General features: G+C 59.5%; 18 protein-coding genes and 1 riboswitch. Of the genes, 5 read left to right on the forward strand and 13 right to left on the reverse strand.

Annotated features, from left to right (window positions below; translation table 11 throughout):
* Positions 1-19 precede the first annotated feature (19 nt).
* The 12 genes from BUC26_RS01165 to BUC26_RS01220 form a co-directional block, all read right to left on the reverse strand.
* Entirely contained in the window at positions 20-1222 is a 1203-nt protein-coding gene (locus BUC26_RS01165) for an acetyl-CoA C-acetyltransferase (RefSeq protein ID WP_073372994.1), read from the reverse strand.
* A gap of 30 nt (positions 1223-1252) precedes the next feature.
* Positions 1253-2521, reverse strand: coding sequence for an ArgE/DapE family deacylase (locus BUC26_RS01170; RefSeq protein ID WP_073372995.1), 1269 nt, complete (start codon positions 2519-2521; stop codon positions 1253-1255).
* Between the two features lie 24 nt (positions 2522-2545).
* Positions 2546-3199 (reverse strand): 3-oxoacid CoA-transferase subunit B, encoded by a 654-nt coding sequence (locus BUC26_RS01175; protein WP_073372996.1) that lies wholly within the window; start codon positions 3197-3199, stop codon positions 2546-2548.
* A complete protein-coding gene (locus BUC26_RS01180) occupies positions 3189-3884 on the reverse strand; it encodes a CoA transferase subunit A (protein WP_073372997.1) in 696 nt (231 codons plus the stop codon). The genes BUC26_RS01175 and BUC26_RS01180 overlap by 11 nt, the downstream gene beginning before the upstream one ends.
* Positions 3881-4627 (reverse strand): amino acid ABC transporter ATP-binding protein, encoded by a 747-nt coding sequence (locus tag BUC26_RS01185; RefSeq protein ID WP_073373200.1) that lies wholly within the window; start codon positions 4625-4627, stop codon positions 3881-3883. Before BUC26_RS01185 ends, BUC26_RS01180 begins: the two co-directional genes overlap by 4 nt.
* Positions 4628-4659: 32 nt before the next feature.
* Positions 4660-5322, reverse strand: coding sequence for an amino acid ABC transporter permease (locus BUC26_RS01190; protein WP_073372998.1), 663 nt, complete (start codon positions 5320-5322; stop codon positions 4660-4662).
* A gap of 283 nt (positions 5323-5605) precedes the next feature.
* Positions 5606-6376, reverse strand: coding sequence for an ABC transporter substrate-binding protein (locus tag BUC26_RS01195; protein WP_073372999.1), 771 nt, complete (start codon positions 6374-6376; stop codon positions 5606-5608).
* A gap of 93 nt (positions 6377-6469) precedes the next feature.
* Complete coding sequence (locus BUC26_RS01200; protein WP_073373000.1) at positions 6470-7813, reverse strand: aminotransferase family protein; 1344 nt, start codon at positions 7811-7813, stop codon at positions 6470-6472.
* 64 nt (positions 7814-7877) lie between these two features.
* Positions 7878-8672: an IclR family transcriptional regulator gene (locus tag BUC26_RS01205; RefSeq protein ID WP_073373001.1), complete on the reverse strand. Its 795-nt coding sequence runs from the start codon at positions 8670-8672 to the stop codon at positions 7878-7880.
* 226 nt (positions 8673-8898) lie between these two features.
* The gene (locus BUC26_RS01210) at positions 8899-9189 is read right to left on the reverse strand and encodes a DUF5320 family protein (protein ID WP_073373002.1); all 291 of its coding nucleotides are present in this window, start codon (positions 9187-9189) and stop codon (positions 8899-8901) included.
* Positions 9190-9235: 46 nt separating this feature from the next.
* Entirely contained in the window at positions 9236-9448 is a 213-nt protein-coding gene (locus BUC26_RS01215; RefSeq protein WP_073373003.1) for a hypothetical protein, read from the reverse strand.
* Between the two features lie 113 nt (positions 9449-9561).
* Positions 9562-9894: a DUF134 domain-containing protein gene (locus BUC26_RS01220; RefSeq protein WP_073373004.1), complete on the reverse strand. Its 333-nt coding sequence runs from the start codon at positions 9892-9894 to the stop codon at positions 9562-9564.
* 180 nt (positions 9895-10074) lie between these two features.
* Positions 10075-10252, forward strand: a riboswitch (cobalamin riboswitch).
* A gap of 130 nt (positions 10253-10382) precedes the next feature.
* On the opposite strand from BUC26_RS01220, the gene BUC26_RS01225 reads away from it, so the two are divergent.
* The 4 genes from BUC26_RS01225 to BUC26_RS01240 all read left to right on the forward strand — a co-directional run bounded on the left by BUC26_RS01225 (position 10383) and on the right by BUC26_RS01240 (position 15776).
* Positions 10383-10577, forward strand: coding sequence for a hypothetical protein (locus BUC26_RS01225; RefSeq protein ID WP_073373005.1), 195 nt, complete (start codon positions 10383-10385; stop codon positions 10575-10577).
* Positions 10578-10770: 193 nt separating this feature from the next.
* Positions 10771-11829 (forward strand): hypothetical protein, encoded by a 1059-nt coding sequence (locus tag BUC26_RS01230; RefSeq protein ID WP_073373006.1) that lies wholly within the window; start codon positions 10771-10773, stop codon positions 11827-11829.
* 210 nt (positions 11830-12039) lie between these two features.
* Complete coding sequence (locus tag BUC26_RS01235) at positions 12040-13179, forward strand: ABC transporter substrate-binding protein (protein WP_073373007.1); 1140 nt, start codon at positions 12040-12042, stop codon at positions 13177-13179.
* The gene (locus tag BUC26_RS01240) at positions 13176-15776 is read left to right on the forward strand and encodes an ATP-binding protein (RefSeq protein ID WP_073373008.1); all 2601 of its coding nucleotides are present in this window, start codon (positions 13176-13178) and stop codon (positions 15774-15776) included. The genes BUC26_RS01235 and BUC26_RS01240 overlap by 4 nt, the downstream gene beginning before the upstream one ends.
* A 34-nt stretch (positions 15777-15810) precedes the next feature.
* Here BUC26_RS01240 and BUC26_RS01245 read toward each other — a convergent pair whose 3' ends face one another.
* Positions 15811-18213, reverse strand: a complete 2403-nt coding sequence (locus BUC26_RS01245; protein WP_073373009.1) for an ATP-binding protein — start codon at positions 18211-18213, stop codon at positions 15811-15813.
* 289 nt (positions 18214-18502) lie between these two features.
* On the opposite strand from BUC26_RS01245, the gene BUC26_RS01250 reads away from it, so the two are divergent.
* A complete protein-coding gene (locus BUC26_RS01250) occupies positions 18503-19555 on the forward strand; it encodes an FAD:protein FMN transferase (protein WP_073373010.1) in 1053 nt (350 codons plus the stop codon).

Here is a 19555-nt window from a genome sequence, read left to right on the forward strand (position 1 = left end):
AACCTGTCCCGCCGTTAGTTTAGATTAACCGCTCGATAATGAGCGCAACACCTTGACCGCCGCCGACGCAGGCGGTGGCGCAGCCGTAACGACCGCCCTGCTCGTCGAGCACCCGGGCCAGCGTCCCGGCCAGCCGTATCCCGGTAGCCCCGAGCGGATGACCGAGCGCGAGCGCGCCGCCGTGGATATTGACCCGCTCGGGATCGATGCCGAAGTGGTTGATGCAGTGCAGCACCACGACACTGAAGGCCTCGTTGATCTCCCAGAAATCTATAGCGTCGGCCGGCAGTCCCGCCTTTTCCAGGGCCATCGTCGTTGCCGGCACCGGGCCGATGCCCATCAGCGTCGGATCGACACCCGCCATGCCGAAGGAACGAACACCAAAGCGCGCTTCGATCCCCCGCCGCTCCGCCTTCTCTCTGGAGAGTAGCAACATCGCCGCCGCACCACTGCTCAGCGGCGATGAATTCCCGGCGGTGATCACTCCGTCGGCGCGAAAGACCGGTTTGAGTTGCGTCGTGCCGGCCGGATCGATATCCGGCCGGACGGCCTGATCGCGATCCACGTCACGCACCGTACCGTCCGCCTGCTCGGCACTGATCGACAGAATCTCGCCGGCAAGAAAGCCATCTGCTTGCGCTGCGGCGGCACGACGATGGGAGCGAACGGCCCAGTCATCCATAGCGCCCCGTGCGATACCACTGTGCGTCGCCAGTTTTTCGGCAGTCAACCCCATATTCATTGTGGTTTCCATATCCCACCGGCGATAGCGCTCATCGCTGTAGAGCGCCGGGTTAATCGACATCGCACCGCTTTTGAACAGGCTCGGCCCGATCGGTACTCGGGTCATGTGCTCCATACCGCAGGCCAGGACGACATCGGCACAACCGGCGGCAATCTGGACATAACCGAGTTGAACGGCGGCCATGCCGGAGCCGCATTGCTGATCGATAAAACGAGCCGGTACCCGGGCGTCCAGATCCGCCAGCAGCACCGGGGTGCGGCCGCCGAATGTCCACTGTTCCGAGACGCCGAGGGCCGAACCGACCAGAAAATCATCGAGTTCACCGGACTCGATCCCGGTCCGGGCAAGCAGCTCCGGAATAAGCCGGGCAAGCAGGTCGTCCGCCCGCAGTTGAGAAAACCAGTCTCGCGATGGGTCGCCGGGCCTGGCCCGGGTCTGGGCGGTTCTCAGATAGCCGCCGATTACCACTTCCTTCATAGCCGACACGCTCCTCAGGGATGTACCAAATTACTCGGCCAACAGGCACCAGCGGGCCAGGAACAGGGCATAGGTCCTGGCCACCTGGATGATGCTGTCGATAGCGACCCGCTCGTCGACGCCGTGGATGTTTTCGGCGACGGGTCCGTAGCAGGTCGGTTGTCCCGTTCCAAAATGATGAAAGGCCCGCAGGTCGGTGGTGCACGTCGAGATATACGACTCCGCCGACCGGCCGGTCAGACTGCGATGACAGCCATCGAGCAGGGAAAAGGCGGGCAGATCCCGTGGCAGACTGTGGCCTTCCGAGCGAAATCCGTAGAACGTCACCACCGGCGGGTTGTCCCGCAACCATTCATCCTCTGCCGCAGCCTGGCGCACCGTCTCTTCGATGCGACGACTGATTCGCTCATACCGGACCCCGGGATAGAACGAGAGCCGGCCGTGGAAGGCCGCCTCGGCCGGAACGGTAGACGGCCAGTCGCCCCCTTCGATAATCCCGACATTGAGATTAATCGGATGAACCAGTCCGGCATAAGCCGGTGGCGGCGCTTCTTCATTGAGCTCCGCCTCGAGTCCGCGCAGCGCAGCGATCAGCGGAAAACATTTCTCGATGGCATTGACACCGCTGCGCGCCTGGAGGACGTGGGTCGATCGGCCGCTCAGGCCGACCTTGAACCAGAGCACACCGAGCTGATCGGTCAGGATGGTCGGCCCGAACGGTTCCGGGATCAGGACAGCCTCACCGTCGTATCCCTCGGCCAGGCAGGCGACGGCGCCGTTGCCGCTGCACTCCTCCTCGATAACCGCCTCGATAGTTACCGGTGCGGCCAGGCCGAAACCGGCCTTATCTACCGCATGGACAGCATAGGTCATCGCCGCCACCCCCGCCTTCATGTCGCCGGCGCCGCGGCCGTAGAGCCAGCCGTCGATGATGGTCGGGACGTATGGGTCCCGAGTCCATCGCTCGGGATTGCCGGCATGCACCACATCGAGGTGGCCGTTGAACAGCGCACTGCGCCCGCCGCACCGGTCAGCTGCGCGGGTGGTGACGACGTTGAACCGGTCATCGAGGGACCACGGGACCGGGGCAAACCCGGGATGGCTACGTGCCGTATCGCCGGCCAGAGGAATCTTCACCACCGAAAAACCGAGCCGTTCCAGTTCCACTGCCATGATCGCAGTGGCTCCGGCCTCGCTGCTCAGCGTGCTCGGCTCGGCGACCAGACGCATGGTAAAATCGACAATCTGATCACCGAGCCGGTCGACGGTGTCGATCAATTTTGTCTCTCGACGATCCATCTCTTCCTCCTCGGCCGGTTGTAACTAGAAGCGCTTGAGGGCCGCCCCGACAACGAGCGGCGCTTCGGTCAGTTGCAGGACGATTTCCAGTTCGGTCTCCGCAGCGATCTCTTCGAGTACCAGGCCGTCGGGTTGCACGCTGATCACCGCCAATTCGGTAATAATCAGATCCACGCAGGCCCGCGCGGTCAACGGCAGCGTGCAGGAGCGCAGAATTTTCGGCTCGCCCTTCCTGGTGGCATGGGTGGTGGTAATGATCAACCGCCGTGCCTTCTGGGCGAGTTCCATGGCACCGCCGATTCCGGGGGCAAATTTCCCGGGAATGATCCAATTGGCCAAATCGCCCTGCTGCGAGACCTCCAGGGCCCCGAGAAAGCTCACGTCCAACCGGCCGCCCCGGACCAGCGAGAAACTGAGCGCCGAATCGCAGAATGACGCGCCCGGCACCACGGTGATGTAGGTGCCGCCGGCATCGATCAGGTTCCGGTCGGCCTTGCCGGGAGCACTGATGGTGCCGGCCCCGACGATGCCATTTTCCGAGTGCATGGTCAACGGCAGATCGGGCGGCAGGAAGGACGGGATCAGGGTCGGAATACCGATACCCAGGTTGATCACCTGGCCGGCCTGGATTTCACGGGCTGCCCGGCGGGCAATTTTCGTTTTGGCGTCAACGGACATGATGGTGCAACACTCCGTAGGCAGGCAGAAGTTCCTCAATGGCAACCACCCGGTCGACAAACGCGCCGGGAGTATGGATCTCGTCAGGCGCCAACTCGCCGATCTCGACCACCTGTTCCGCCTCGGCAATCACCAGATCGGCGGCGGTAGCCATCAACGGGTTGAAGTTGCGGGCGCTCTTCTCGTAGACCAGGTTGCCGGCTCGATCGGCTTTGGCCGCATGGACCAGGGCGATATCGGCACGCAGGGCCGGCTCGACAATTCCGTCTCGATCGCCGCAGCGTAGTAGCTGCTTGTCGTTACGCAAGATGGTATCGATACCGATATCGGAGACGATGGCCAGCAGGCCGGCGCCACCGGCCCTGATCTTTTCGGCCAGGATGCCCTGGGGGAAGAATTCGACACCGATCGCCCCACTGTTCATCAGACCGATGACCGTTGCGTTCAGCCCGAGGTGTGAGGTGATCAACCGTCTGACCCGGCCGGCCTCGATCAGTTTCGAGACGCCGAGCCCAGCCTCGTTGGCCTCGTTCTTGATCAGGGTCAACTCACTCACCCCCTTGGCAAGCAGCGCTTCGATCAGCAAAAACGGTGTGCCGGGCACGCCGAAGCCGCCGACCATGACGCTCTGGCCATCGGTCACCGGCGCGATCGCCTGCTGGGCAGAGATCGTCTTGTCGATCATTTCAGGACCTCGGCAAGAAACTGTCTGGTGCGCGCCTCCTTCGGGGCGCTGAATATCTCCTGGGGTGGCGCATCCTCGACCACCAGTCCGTCGGCCATAAAGATGACTCTGTCACCGACCTTCTCGGCAAACCCCATCTCATGGGTAACCACCAGCATCGTCATGCCGTCACGCGCCAGTCCTTCCATGACCCGCAGCACGTCGCCAACCAGCTCCGGGTCGAGCGCCGAGGTAACCTCGTCAAAGAGCATCACCTTCGGTTTCATGGCCAGGGCCCGGGCTATGGCCACCCGCTGCTGCTGGCCGCCGGAGAGCATGCACGGATAATTATCCATCTTGTCGGCCAACCCGACCCGATCGAGCAAGGAAATGGCAGCCTGGCGAGCCTCTTCGCGCCTTACCCCGAGCACCTGAATCGGTGCCTCCATGATGTTCTCCAGCACGGTCATGTGCGGGAACAGGTTGAATTGCTGGAAGACCATGCCGACTTCGCAGCGAATCCGGTTGAGATGACTCTCGAAGGCCCGGCGGCTCTTGGTGGTGTCATTGATCAACACACCCTCCAGGTAGATTTCGCCGCCGGTTGGTGGTTCCAGGTGATTGACGCAACGGAGCAGCGTCGATTTACCCGACCCGCTCGGCCCGATGATGACCAGCACTTCCTGTTGGGCCACCTCCAGGTTGACACCGTTGAGCACGGCCAGTTCGCCAAAGCTCTTCTGAAGGTTGTTGATATGCAGCATGGTTGACTGGGTCCGGTCCGGTGAATGCGATGTCATGATCTTCGAGCCTCCGTGCGGGTACGCTTCTCCACCCAAGTGAGCAGCAGACTGGCTGAAGAAGTCAAAACGGCATACAGGACCGCCGCCATCACGTACATCTCGAACGGTTTATACGTGGAACCGATGAGACGTTGAGCGGTCAGGGTAAGTTCGACGACGGTGATGGTTGAGACGAGCGAGGTGTCCTTGATCAGGATAACGAAATTGTTGCCCAACGGCGGGATGATGATGCGCAGGGCCTGTGGCAGGATGATCCGGCGCATCGCCAGTGCTCCGTTCATGCCGAGCGACCGGGCCGCCTCCGTCTGGCCGTAGGGCACCGAAATGATGCCGCCGCGGATGGTTTCCGCATTATAGGCACCGACGTTCAAGGCCAGACCGAGAACCCCGGAAAAAAACGGCCCCAGGTCTATCCCGATCTGCGGCAGGCCGAAATAGATGATGAACAACTGCACCAGCAACGGTGTGGAACGAATCAGCCAGACGTAGAAGACCGCCGGCCAACGGAGCAATGGATTGATCGACAGCTTGCACAATGCCGCGATCAGACCGAATATTAGTCCGAATAACAGGGACAAAATGGAGATTTTCAGGGTCAACAGCGCCCCGGTGACAAAAAACGGGAAATAGTGAATGATGATATTCCAATCGAACATACGCGGTTCCTGTTTTAACGGCCTCGTACAAACCGGAACGATCGTTACCTCTAAGGTTCTCGCCACACGAGACAAGACGGTAACGGAACAGCCGGTTCAGAATACTTCCACCTGCGGCCCGGTGCGAGAACCTGTCACCCGGGAAGAACCTGCTCTTCCCGGGTACGCAATCCTCAAGGCGGAGAGACTACCCCGCATCGCACCCTTAACGGACGGCGATCAATGCCGGGCAACGCCGCCGAGATCAGCCGGATCCCGGCGGTCCAGAGCGAATGATCGGGACTTAGCGGACATCGATACCAAGCCATTTCATCGAGATTTCTTTGTAGGTTCCGTCGTCTTTCATGGCCTGCAACGCTTCGTTGATGGCCTGCTTGAGTTCTGGATTGTCCTGGCGCATCGCTATGCCCATTTTTTCTTCATAGAGCAGATCCCCAACCATCTGGATCGGCGCACCTTTGTCCTTGATGGCCAGGGCGCCGACGATCCGGTCGGTGACAAACCCGTCAAGACGACCGTTGGTCACCTCCAAGATAATATCCGGGTCACCCTTGTAGGTGCGGATATCTACATCCTTGATATGTTCCCTGATCCATGTTTCGAAGGTGGTGCCCAACGTCACCCCGATCTTTTTGCCGGCCAGATCGTCCACCGAGGTAATCGGCGACCCCTTCTTGACAAACATCTGCGCGCCGGATCGATAGTAATGGTCGGAAAAATCAATCGACTTGAGCCGCTCTTCGGTGATGGCCATGCTGCCGCAGATCAGATCGTGTTTTTTCGCCAACAGACCGGCAATGATACCGTCCCAGGCAGTGCTGATCGGGACACCGGTCACCCCGATCCGACGGGCAATCTCTTTGCCGATCTCGACATCGAAGCCAGCCAGTTCATTCTTGTCGTTGACGAAATTGAAAGGCGGGTACTGGCCGCTCATGGCCATGGTCAATTCGCCCTTCGCCTTGATTCGCTGAAGGTCATCGGCACAGGCCGGTTGCAGAAACAGAAAAGCGGCCACCAGAAAGGTCATTACAACGGTCATTGTTCGCTTCATGAGACTCTCTCCTCTTGTTGTCGGTTGCACTGTTCACATTGAGTCCGCCCGGCGGATTCAATGCCTTGTGGAACGGCCAGCACCAGAACAGCCTCAGGCACCGGCCAACCGGGTCGATGCCTCATCCAGACTACGACCCAGCCTGTCGAGCAGCTCGTCCACCTCCGTTTCCTTGATGATCAGCGGAGGGGCAACCAGGATGTGGTCGCCGGAAAGCCCGTTGATCGATCGCCGGGGATAGACTATCAACCCGTTGGCAAAGGCCCGGGCGGTGACCAAGTTGCCCACCTGCAGGTGATCGGCAAACGGGGTGCGCGTGTCCCGGTCGCTGACGAACTCCAGGGCCGTCAACAGCCCTTTGCCGCGCACCTCGCCGATAATCGGATATTTGACTGCCAGGCGCCGGAGGCCCTGCAGGAGTCGCTCGCCCATTGCTGCAGCCCGGTCGGCCAGACCGTCATCGACAATCCGCTTGAGCACTGCCCGACCGACCGCACAGGCCATCGGATTGCCGGCATACGTGTGGCCGTGCGGAAAACCGCCGGTCGCCAGGACGCTGTCAACGATATCACCACGGCACATCACCGCTCCGAGCGGGAAATAGCCTGAGGCCATGCCTTTGGACAGGGCCACGATATCGGCCTGAAGATCCCAATGTTGATAAGCAAACAGCTTTCCCGTTCGGCCGAATCCGGTCATAACCTCGTCAAGTATCAGTAAGATCGAGTATTTGTCACATATCTTCCGGATGACCGCAAAGTAATCGTCGGGCGGTGGCAGGGCGCCGGTACTCGCTCCGCCAATCGGCTCGGCCACGAACCCGGCCACATTTTCCGGACCGAGTTGTTTAATCATCGTTTCCAAGGCATGGGCGCAGGACAGTGAACAGGTCGGATACGACTGCCCGTAATGACAGCGATAACAATACGGCGCCGGAATTTTCGGAGCCGATTTGATCATCGGCCGGTAATGGATTTCCAGCGGGGCATAACTGGTGAGCGCCAGTGCCCCGAGCGTCGAACCGTGATAGGAAGGGAACCGGCTGATGAACAGGTATCGGCCGCCGTCACCGCGGCTCAGGTGATAGGTCCGGCATAGCTTGATGGCCGATTCGACGGCCTCTGACCCGCCGGAAACATAAAAAACCCGGCTCAGGCTGGAGGCCGCATGATGTACCAGTTGCTGTGCCAGTTCAACTGCCGGTCCGTTTTCAAACTGGGTGCGATAGGTGAAGAACGTCGATTGGGCCTGCTGCGTGATCGCATCGAGAACCGCCGGATCGCCATGACCGATATTGCAGATGATCGCCCCGGAGCTGCCGTCCATGTAACGCTTACCGTCCTCGTCCCAGATATAGATCCCCTCCGCGCGCGACACGAGCGGAATGTGCGACGAGGTTTGATAGAAAAGAGGGTTTTGTGTCGTTGAAGCGTTCATCGCAAATCACCTCGCATCAGCAATGGAGGAGCGACCGAAGGGAGCTCGATCGCCGGGAAAACTATTAGCCGCGCTGCCGATCATCGAGCGGAATGGCGGCTGACAGCCGGGCCGCCAGATCAATGACCAGAGGGGCGTACTGTTCGACGATCTCGTCGGGACGACGCTGCAGAACCGAAAAATCAAACGACACTCCGCCGACGCCGCGGCCGGTAAAGGGATGAATGAGTGGCGCCGCTATGGCGATCAGACCGGGCAAGTATTCCTCGACGTTCATCGCATACCCGTTACGCTTGGCCTCGAGCAGTTCTTCGAGCAGAGCACTGCGCTCGGTAACCGTGCGGTTCGTCCGGGGAGAAAGATCAAGTGTTGCAACTCTGGCACGCAATTCCGGGTCCGGTAATGAAGCGAGATAGGCTTTCCCGAGGGCGGTCGTATGCAGACAATTTCTCGTAAAGTCGGGCAACGTGTACGTCAGCGTATCCGCCGCTTCCCGGTGGTAAATGCGCATCATGTCGTCATCCACGGAAAGCGCGACATCGATGGTAATATTGAAACGCGCGTGGATATCGTCGACAATGGTCTTGATCAGACGCCGATGGTCTGAAGCCCGCATCAGATTATTGCAGAAAGCCAGGCAAAAGATCGACGGCCTGATCAGTTTGGTCGACTCTTCTTTCTCCAGATAACCCATCTCCACCAGCGTATTGATATAGCGGTAGGTCGAAGTCATATTCAGTCCGAGTTTTTTGGCGATCTCGGTCTGGTTGAGCGCGGGCGTCTCCCGATTGAACAGGGCAAGGATTTTCAGTCCTTTCTCGAGTGACTTGGAAAAATAGGATTCGTTGGCTGGCATCATTTTTTTACTATAATAGTAATTAGGTTCCGATTATAGTTAATTACCGTGCGCCTCCATGCTTGTCAACAAAAAATCAGAGATCTGGTCATTTTATTGCTCCAGAAGCCATCAATCATTTGAATTAAAAAATATTTTAATAGATTTGCGGTTGCCGGCACCCGACAAAAAAAGCCATTGTTCCTCCTGACGAGGAACAATGGCTTGGTTGCTGCAAGTCAGATAGGTATTATTCGGTCTTGTGCTTCAGATCTTCTATCTGTCGATTGATCGTTTGCAGATGTTGCTCGAGCCGCTGCGCTTCCGAAGTCAGATACTCGAGTTCGTCTTCCGGAGCGGCCATCCGTGCCCCGGGGACCGCGACGGGTACGTTTCGGCCGAAGCCGCGGCCGAAACCGCGACCGCGACCAAAGCCGCAACCATAATACATGCCGGCCCGATCTCCGCCGGCACACCTGCCGAATCCGCCGCCGGTCATCGGTCCGCCGCCCATGGGTCCTGTTCTGTCAAATCCTGGCATATCGTACCTCCATTATTGTATATGGCTCTCTTGCGGGCAATCGGGGTCAGCCGTTTTGCCCGCGCCGACCGCCGCGACCGCCACCGCCGCGGCCCTTGCCGCCGCCGGTGCCGTCTCGCCGTCCCTGACCGCCGCCACGGCCAAGACCACGACCGGGGCGCTGCGTTCCGAGATTGTCCGGGCGATCATTCGACCGTTTATCCACCTGATCTCTCTGGTCCGGGTCCAGCGGCCCGTTACCATCTTTTTGCGGCATCATGTCTCCTCCTGTGATGGTGTCCACCGTCTCCGCCGGTCGATTCCGTCTGGAATCGCATCGGCGCGAATCGGTGAACCGGTGATTCGTAAAAACCGAAGCTTCTTATCATCAGTCTACTTCCAGCCCCGGTGCCGGCGACGTTGCCTGCCGTGCCCGGGGGACCCCAGGCAATAGGCACCGCCGTCGATACGCAGCCTCTGCCTCGTTACCAGTGCCGTGGCGACTGCCTGCCGGGCCTGGGCCAAAACTCTGCCATAGGTCTGACGAGAGACGCCCATACGCTGTGCGGCTGTTTCCTGGTCGAGTTTTTCATAATCGGTGAGCCTGATGGCCTCCAACCCTTCCATGGACAAATCGATCACTCCGGTCGGTTCAACATTCTCCGGGATATAACTGCCCACCTCGGTACTGCCGGAGATAAATCTGAGTTTTTTGGGTCGCGGCATCGCTCCTCCGTATTGATCATTTGCTCATAACATAACCACCTCAGAGATTGCCCGCAAGGACTATTGTGAGCGCAAGACCAAAATAATGATCAACCTCGGTGGTGACGATCACCCTGCGACACAACCACTAACCCCGGCCGCCTTTCCGCTAGTTTTTGTTGACAAACGGCCGGCCGGCAGCTATTCCTCAGATATCAGGGTGTCCTTGAGACCGAAGAGGGAATCCCGTGCGAATCGGGAACGGGCCCGCCGCTGTAACCGGGGACGCGCAACGCACATGCCACTGAATATTATCGGGAAGGCGCGGTGCAGCGGACGATCCGAGAGTCAGAAGACCTGCCTTGATGATGATCGGACCAATCCCCGCGGAATAGGGATTACCGGAACGGTATCTGTGGGACAGGGCCCCCGGATCGAAAATCGATCCCGGGGGTTTTTATTTTCCGGGATCTCGCCTGCAACTCTCTACCTTTCCACAGGAGGAAGCCATGCACCGTCACGAGATCGCCTTTGCCAAACAGGGCGCCCTGGCCACCAGCGACTGGGACACCTACCAGACCATTATCAGGACCTGCCTGACTGATCGGCGCCGATCCCTGCCGACCGGAACAGTTCCCCTCACCACGCCACCGGCAACACAAGCGGCGCCGGGCGCCGCCCCGCCGACCAGGATACGCAGGTAGCGAGCCACACGATCCGGAGCAGGCCGCCCGCAAAAGCAACGGAGTGTCATGGAGATTGTCGACGACGCTCCGTCGCCCGGGCGGCAAGCAACTCGATAGCCAATTGTTTTTCTGACGAATATGCTCTAAACTGAAGCAAGTCGTCGGTCTCATCGTCACCGATGGGCCAGGAGCCAACCATCCGGACCGGGCAATGATCACCAAAAAAGACATCATCGACAACGAACTGATCAAGGAAATCATCGCTATCCGCTTTGATACCTTGTGGCGCATGCTGGAACGTGACCGGATGGGTTTTCTTCCCGGCGTCGACGACGAAGGCGCCACCGGCCGCTTCGACAACAAGGGCGCCATCTTCATTCCCGGTGGCCTGATTTACCAGGACGTCGATGAGCGATTTATCCGCTACGAACCGTATGGTTCCATAACCGGAACAGAGTTCCGCCGCAAGATCAGGGATGCGATGCGCAACGACAACGCGACCCTGCTCTACCCGGACGGCATCGCCACCAGCGTCAACCTGGACAGCGGCTTCTTCTCCAAGGCCGCCCGGAGAATATTCACCTATAAAAAAGCCGCTCATCGCCGTTCAAAGAAAGTGGGCACAGGTCCGGTTATCGAAATCAGCTCCGACGACATCATCAAAAGCCATTGTCCGACCTACATGAAACCACCATACGGCGCCCGTACCCGGATCAGTTCATGCATATCGGTAGGCTTGATCGAACCGCCGATGTTTTTTGCTTATTATAAAACCGAACTCAACTTCTCAATCAAACAAACCGAACGTTTCACCGTCGATCTCGACCGAACCCGCGACAGGGTGTTGAGCTCCGACGGCAACGTCCTCTTCCCGCCCTATGTGGTAGTCTGCCACGACACCAGATACAAAGACAATAACTACACCGGTCTGACTCGGATCCTCGGTATCGGCAGGTTTGGTGAATTCGCCACCTTTACGTTCGAATCGGTAACGAAACAACTGCTTGGCGAATTGAAGCGCCGCCACATAACCTTTTCTCCCGACGATATCTTCGCCGAGGTCCAGGATCTGCCGATTATCGGCGTCGTTCGGATTTACAAGCAAACCAATCCGGGCAAACGGCTGCTGAAATATCAATTGTGCATCGTCTCACCCAAAGACGATGTCGGCATCGATGTCCAGCAAGTCGGAACGCTGGCACGCAAACATTATCAGGGAAAGAAAACCGGCAAAAAGACGAAAAGCGGCGATGCGGCGGCAACAACCTGACAAGTCCTGACAGTCAGCAAAGGATCGGCCGAAACCTTTCCCACAACTGGTTGCACTCTCCCACCGGGAACGGCTCGTCTCTAGCTGCGAAGTTTTGCTCTTTGATCGCCTTTTGGCTACTATGAAGTATGACAAGCTCCTGACCCTGGGCGGCTGTCGAACAACTGCCTGGTGGTGAATGATCCCGAACTGAAGAGAAAAGGGAAAAGCATGCGATTAACGAAAAGGTCGACTTTTCTCATCGTGCTTGCCGCGGCGCTGTTCGTACCGGCAGCTGTCTTATTGATCAACCGCCAGCCCGCCCCATTGACGATCGGGTTCATCGGCGGCCTGACCGGCAAAGCGGCCGATCTTGGAGTCGATTGCCGGAGAGGGGCCGAGTTGGCCGTCGCCCGGATCAACGAGCAGGGAGGAATCAACGGCCGTCCTGTCGAGCTGCTGGTCAAGGATGACGGCCATAACGAAGCGCTGGCCAGGGCTGCTGTTGCCGAGCTGCTGGCCGCCGAGGTTCCGGTTATCATCGGGCACACCACCAGTGCCATGACCATGGCTACCCTGCCGATAATCAACAAGAGCTCGACGCTGCTGGTCAGTCCGACCACCTCGACACCGCTGCTCAGCGATATCGACGACAATCTCATTCGCTCCTGCACCGTTTCGACTACCGCCGCAACCACGATGGCCCGCTACCTGAGAGAGCGGACCGATGCCCGGCGGGCCGGGGTCATCTACGATCTCGGCAATCAAGCCTATACCGAACAATGGTATCAATCCTTCCGGGAAACCTTCCTCGGGGCCGGCGGCGACATCATCCAGCCCTTTTCGTTCACCAGCGGTCCTGGAGCGCAATTGCTGCCGCTGGTAGAGCAGATGCGCAGGCGTGATTTCGATGTGCTCGTCGTGGTCGCCAATTCGGTGGATGCAGCCATGATCTGCCAGCAGGTTCACAAAATCGACTGGCACATTCAACTGGCCCTGTCCGACTGGTCGGCCACCGAACAATTGCTCAGCCTGGGCGGTCAATCGGTGGAAGGTGCGGTCATCTCCCAATTCTTCAACCGCAAGAGCAGTTCCGCCTCCTATCGCGACTTCAAGCTCCGCTTTGAACAGGTCTACCAGGGCGATCTGGGGTTCGGCGCCCTGCACGCCTTCAACGCGGTCATGCTCGTCGGAGAATCGATAAACGGTCGCGGGCCGGATGAATCGCTCAAAGAGGCTATCCTGCGCCGTTCCACTTTCCCCGGGCTACAGGGCGACATTGTCATCAACAGATACGGCGACGCGTCACATCCCACCTATATGGGCGTTATCAACAACGGCGATTTTGTCATCCTCGAGGATTTCCGGTGAGCGACAGTAAAACACTCAGGCAGAGCCTGCTGCTCTCGCATATCCTCACCGGTCTGCTGCCTCTTGCTCTCATCGCGCTTTTTACGTTGCTGTTTGTCATCAAGACCGTCAGGGACGATTTCTTCGTGCGCATCGACACACTGTCGCAAGGAACCAGGGGCCAGATTCAGCTCTTTATGGGCCAACCGCTCTCCGTGCTGCGCACCATTGCCAGGATGCTGCCGGACGCCTGGCAGCATGAGGCCGTAGAAGCGATGCTCAACAGCCACCTGCGCGACTCGACGTATTTCGATTCCATTTATCTGCTCAATGATCGGGGACGCATCGTCAGCGCCGGCCTGCCGGCTGACCGTGAATCCCAACGGATCGATCTGCTCGGGATCAACTTGAGTCACAAGCAAGAATTCACCGCCGTCCGGGCCTCCGGCGAACCGCAATGGTCGGACACCTTCTTGTCGCTCTCCAGCGGCAAGACCAGTCTTACCCTCTACGTTCCGGCCGGCGAAGCGGTGCTGGCCGCCGACATCAACCTCAGCCTGCTGGCACAACTCATCACCCGGCTCAGCCGGAACAACGTGGTCACCGCGGTTATCGACCGGAACGGAGCAATCATCATCCATCCTGATCCCTCCCTGATCGGCGACAGTATCATGATGAACAATATCGCCCTCGTGTCATCAGCCCTGGCCGGTGACGAGCGTGCCGGCGAATTTATCTTCCAGGGAAGGCGTTATCTCGGCGCCACCAGCATTATCGAGCCGACCAAATGGGTCTGCCTGTTCGCCGAACCGCTCGATCACCTGGGCAGGCGGCTGCTCATCGTATTGCTCATCTTTGCTGCCGGCATCTGCGGCGCCGCCGCTTTGTCACTCGTCTTCTCACTGTACCGAGCCCGCAGTCTTGCTGCCCCGATCTTCGAAATCACCGATCGTACCGCAATCATCGCCCGGGGAGATTACGGCGACGTTCTGCCGCCCGGATCCTTTGTCGAGCTCGACCAGTTGGCCGAAAACATCAACTCCATGGCCGATGCAATCAGGACACGGGAATCACAATTGAGGGAAAGCGAACTCCATTACCGTGAATTGATCGAGCAGACGAGCAATCTGGTCCTTCGCCTGGAACACGACCTGTCGATTTCCTATGCCAACCATACCATCGTCAGGCTGACCGGCTTCGAGGTCGACGAGGTTATCGGCCGACCGTTACCCGACTTTGTCTATCCCGAGGACCTTCACCTGCTCCAGGATGCCGCCAAGCACTGGCCGCAGGAAGAAACGACGAGCGCCTCCCTGGAAGTTCGCCTCAGGCATCAGGACGACACCATTCGTCATTTACTGATCACCGCCAATATTCACTTCGATGATAACCACCACCTCATCGATATCAGCATCATCGGCCACGACATCACCGCGCGCCTCGAGATGGACCGTCAACGCCGGGAACTGGAGCGGCAACGCCAGCAATCTCAAAGAATGGAAATGCTCGGTCTGATGGCCGGCGGGGTGGCCCACGATTTGAACAATATCCTGGCCGGTATCATCAATTACCCGGAGCTGCTGCTTTTAAAACTCGAGCAAAACGATCCGCTGCGACCGACCATCGAAGCGATCCGGCGATCCGGCGAGCGGGCTGCGGCCGTCGTTGCCGACCTGCTGACGGTGGCCCGGGACTCGGCCGCCGTGCATGAGACCGTCGAAATCAACGATCTGGTCGGTGCCTTTGCTGCCTCTCCCGAACTCAGCACGATCCGCCGCCACCATCCGGACGTCGACTTCCATTATACCCCCTACCCAGAGCCGATTTTTTGCCGCTGTTCGCCGATTCATATAGAAAAAGCGGTGATGAACCTGGTGATCAACGCCTTCGAAGCGGTTGAGCGAGCCGGCCGGGTAGAGATCCGTTGCGATCGGCTCGACGAGACCGACACCCGACTGCCTCACGATCTGGCGCCGGGGTCCTACCTTAGACTTGAGGTCTGCGACACCGGAAAAGGAATCGATGCGGAGCATCTGGGAAAAATCTTCGAGCCATTCTTTTCCAAAAAACGGCTGGGGCGCAGCGGCACCGGACTGGGGCTCACTGTCGCCTGGAGTACGGTCAGGGAGCACGGCGGCACGATCGTGGTGACCAGTTCCGAGAGCGGCTCCGCATTCACCGTCTACCTGCCGGATGCCGAGGCCCCCGCAGCCACCGTCGTCGAGGAGGAGGACATCGTTCACCTGATGGGCCGCGGCGAGAGAGTATTGGTCATCGATGACGAGCAGCACCTGCGGGAAATCGCCGTCCATATGCTCACCACGCTGAACTACCAGGCAACGGCGGTCGACAGCGGCGAGGCAGCGCTCGTTTATCTGGAAAACGCTTCGGCAGACCTGTTGCTGCTCGACATGCAGATGGCCCCCGGCATCAACGGCCGCGAGACCTATGTCCGAATCTGCTCCCGATCCCCGGGCCAGAAGGCGGTGGTTGTCAGCGGCTATTCCACCAACGAGGATGTCGAGGCAACCCTGCGTTGCGGGGCCGGCGCCTTCCTGAAAAAGCCCTATTCATTGCGCGAACTCGGCCGGGCGGTGCAGCGTGTGCTCAACGGCTGACCGGCCGCGTTGCACAGACTGCTTGCCGGCTTGTTCAACCGTGCAGCGGTGCCGGCGGCGGTACCATTTCCCAGAGCAGGCAGGCCCGGACCTCGAAGATATCGGCCCGCCGCGGTTTCAGCGAAATCGTTTCGGTCTCGACCCGGGCCGGGTCGTAGGTGTCGGCAAGAGCAGCAATCGCCTCTTGCTGCTCGGCGTCAAGCTCATTGATCTGCTGCTCGATCAGAGCTGCCGCTTCTTCCGCTCGGCGGACATCCTGTTTCTCCTTGGCCACCCGGCCGACGCTTCTGATGGTGCCGGCAGTCCTGGTCATGGTCGTCGTGGACAATGCCTTGCGGCCCAGAACCGCCCCGAGGATGGCTGTGCCGAAAGAGATCAAGCTGTCCGTCTTGCGAGCACTGACATCGCCGCGCTCTTTGTCCACCTTGAGATACGCCGCTTCCAGACGCTTTGCCAGTTGTTCCCGTTTACGGGCAAAGCCGGTCAGCACCTTCTCCGCCGCCTCATCTTTCTGCTCCCGAAGCACATCACCAATACGCACACGAAAATCGGCCGCGCGCTCACCCGGTCGCGATTCCAGCTTCACCGCCGGCGCCCGGAGCAACTCGAGTCGCTGCATCTGGTAGAGATAATCGGCAAATTCGCGTTCAACTGCCCGCAGGTCCCTCATCGCCGTTATTTCCGCCGGCAGGCCACGAAAAAGACTGTTCGACGGCGGCGCGTCAGCACAGCTGTCGAGATCGATCGCCAGCGGCTCGGCCGCCTGCCAGTCGATCCGGGCAAACGATTCATCGAGCGGCACGCGCAGCGAGCAATGCCTGACCTCGTCGATGGCGCGGCTGGCCTGATAGAACCGCACCGACGCCGCTACCGCCAGCCAAGGCTGGAAGACCGGCTGCTCGACCAGCAGCGGCGGCTGGCAATAGCGCTGGTCGATACCATTGCTGAGCAGCGGAGTCTGGTCGGACAGCTGTCCGGACCAGTGGTCGCGGTCGGCCGGCACCATCGAAGCAGCGCCACCGCTGCCGCGCCGTCCTTTCATCAGTGTGGCGATCTCGGGAAGCCCGATTGGACCTTTCAAATATGACATCACCCAACGGGTCTCAAACAGTAACGGCTCGTCACGATGCGCGGAGGCGAGAATGAACCGGCGCCCCTTCATATCGGCCAGCAGCGTGCGCACCTCATTTCGGGAAAAGCCGCTGCCGGCGCCGACGATACCGTCCAGTACCCGGTCCTGATCCTGGGCCGTCTGCAGCCGGCCGATGAACCAGCTGCCGATATTGGCCAACCCCTTGTAATCGAGATCGACCGGGTTCTGGGTGGCCAACACGACCCCGAGGCCGTAGGCCCGGGCCTGTTTGAGCAGCAGTAACATCGGTCGTTTCGACGGGGGATTGGCAGTCGGCGGGAAATAACCGAAGATCTCATCCATGTAAAACAGTGCCTTGAGCGACGAGGTACCCTGCTGCCGCCGCATCCAGGAGATCACCGCATTGAGGAGCAGGGTCACGAAAAACATCCGTTCCGCCTCGCTCAAGTGAGCGATCGAAAAAATTGCGGTTCGCGGACGCCCCTCATCGCCATAGAGCAGCTGCTGAACATCGAGCGGATCGCCCTGCAGCCAGGAGGCAAATGACGGACTGGCAATGACGTTATTGAGTTTCATTGCCAGCGTCATCCGGTCGTTCTGGGGGAAAAACTGGGCCAGTGAAAAAACACCGACCGTCTCGAACGGCGGGTTGACCAAGGCGCCGATCAGCGACTCCATTGTCAGATCCTGACCGTTGCGCCAGTAATGGAGCAAGATGGAAGATACGAGAATGTGTTCCCGGCTGGTCAGCGGGTCACCTTCGACGCGCACCAGGGACAACAGGCTGGTAACGGTGGATCCGACCAGTGCCTGGAGCCCGTCCTGATCGCGCAACAACTGCTCGTCAGGCGCCGCAAACCCGGACAAGATAGAAACCGGGGCCCCGCTGCCGCTGCCCGGGGTATAGACCGTCATCTCGGTCTTACCATGCAGCGCCTCAATCCGCTCACTGCCCTGATCCCAGGAAGCCAGGCCGTCCCGCCATGTGCGGGCGGTCTGATCGGCCAGTTCGTCGATCGTCATGTTTTTTCGCGAGGCCTCGGCCGGGTCGATCCACTGCGTGAAGTCCTCTCCCTGCAGCTGGGGGAAGGTCAGCAGCAGATTGGCCATATCTCCTTTCGGGTCGACGATGATCGACGGGATATCGTCCATGATCGCCTCTTCGATCAGGCCGACGCCAAGACCGGTCTTGCCGCTGCCGGTCATGCCGATGATCACGCCATGGGTGGTCAGGTCCTTGCTCTTGAGAAGGAACGGCAACTCGGAGGGGGTCCCGTCACCGACCGCAACCTCCCTGCCCAGATAAAACAAGCCCAGTTTCTCATAGACACGGCTGGTATCCATCAAACACCTCGCTTTGCAGTGGCCCCGGTCATCGACCGGATCGCTTGTCTGGTTTCCCTGCCCTCATCTTCCGCTCAGGCGCTCTCTGCGCAGCACCACGCGGGCCTGATCGGTCCCGACGGCGACATCTTAACACACCCGACAGGGGCACTGCCAGCAAACGTTTCTTTTGCCCAGTGGCACCACAGTGGTTATAGTGAGGTGGCTCTTGTGAATCGAACCAGACAACCGACCCAGCAGACGCCGGCACCGACGAAACCGCTGCCGGCCGTCTCAGACGAAGCGCGCCATGACCACGACACCTCCGTCACCAGCAAACAATGCCGCACCAACGGGCTCTCCCGGCCTGACCAGGCGCCGTCTGCTGCAGCTTGGCGCCGTCGCTGGTGTTGTCGGCTCCGTGCTTTACCTCTCCTTCGGCAGGTCTCCCTCGCCGACTGCCGTCCGTTACAGCCAGCCGCTCATGGGTACCACGGTCAACCTGACCGTCTGTGGCGCCGACGACCAATTCTGTCGGACGGCAATCACCGCCTGCATCCACCGGATGGAGACACTATCCTCGATGCTGAGCACCTATGTGACGGATAGTCCGCTGTCGAACTTGAATCGGCGCGGCGTCGTCCACAACGCCCCGCCGGAGCTGCTGGAAGTTCTGAGAATGTCCCGGGAACTGAGTGAATTGACCGGCGGCGCCTTCGACCCCACCGTCCTGCCGCTGCTCGGCCTGTATCGCAGGTTCAAGCAGAGCGGGACACTGCCGGACCAGTCGGTCATCGAAGAGACGTTGCAACTGGTCGATTATCGGTATATCCTCATTGAAGACCCGGCCACGATACGCCTCGCCCGCCATGGTACCGGCATCACGCTGGACGGTATCGCCAAGGGCTATATCGTTGACCAGGGGGTCGCCGCTCTGCAGGCCAGCGGTGTTACCGATGCCTACGTCGAGGCCGGCGGCGATCTGATGGTGATCGGCCGACGTCAGGATGGCCAGGCCTGGCATATCGGCATCAGGAACCCGCGCAGCGACAATCTTCAGCATATGGACGCCATTGATCTGAGCGACCGGGCCATCGCCACCTCCGGTGATTATCTGCAATATTTCACCGACGATCGAACGGTCCATCATATCATCGACCCGCGCACCGGTTTTTCGCCGCTGCAGATCGCCAGCAGTTCGATTCTGGCACCGACGGTGGCCAGAGCCGACGGTCTGGCGACCGCGACCATGGTGCTCGGTGCCGAGCGTTCGCTGGCGCTACTGGCAACACTGCCGGATTGTGAAGGCTATTTTTTTGACAAAGAGCTCAACAAATACTCGACCAAGGGATTTTTCAGCTGA

The sequence above is a fragment of the Desulfofustis glycolicus DSM 9705 genome, assembly GCF_900130015.1.
GTDB classification, from domain to species: domain Bacteria; phylum Desulfobacterota; class Desulfobulbia; order Desulfobulbales; family Desulfocapsaceae; genus Desulfofustis; species Desulfofustis glycolicus.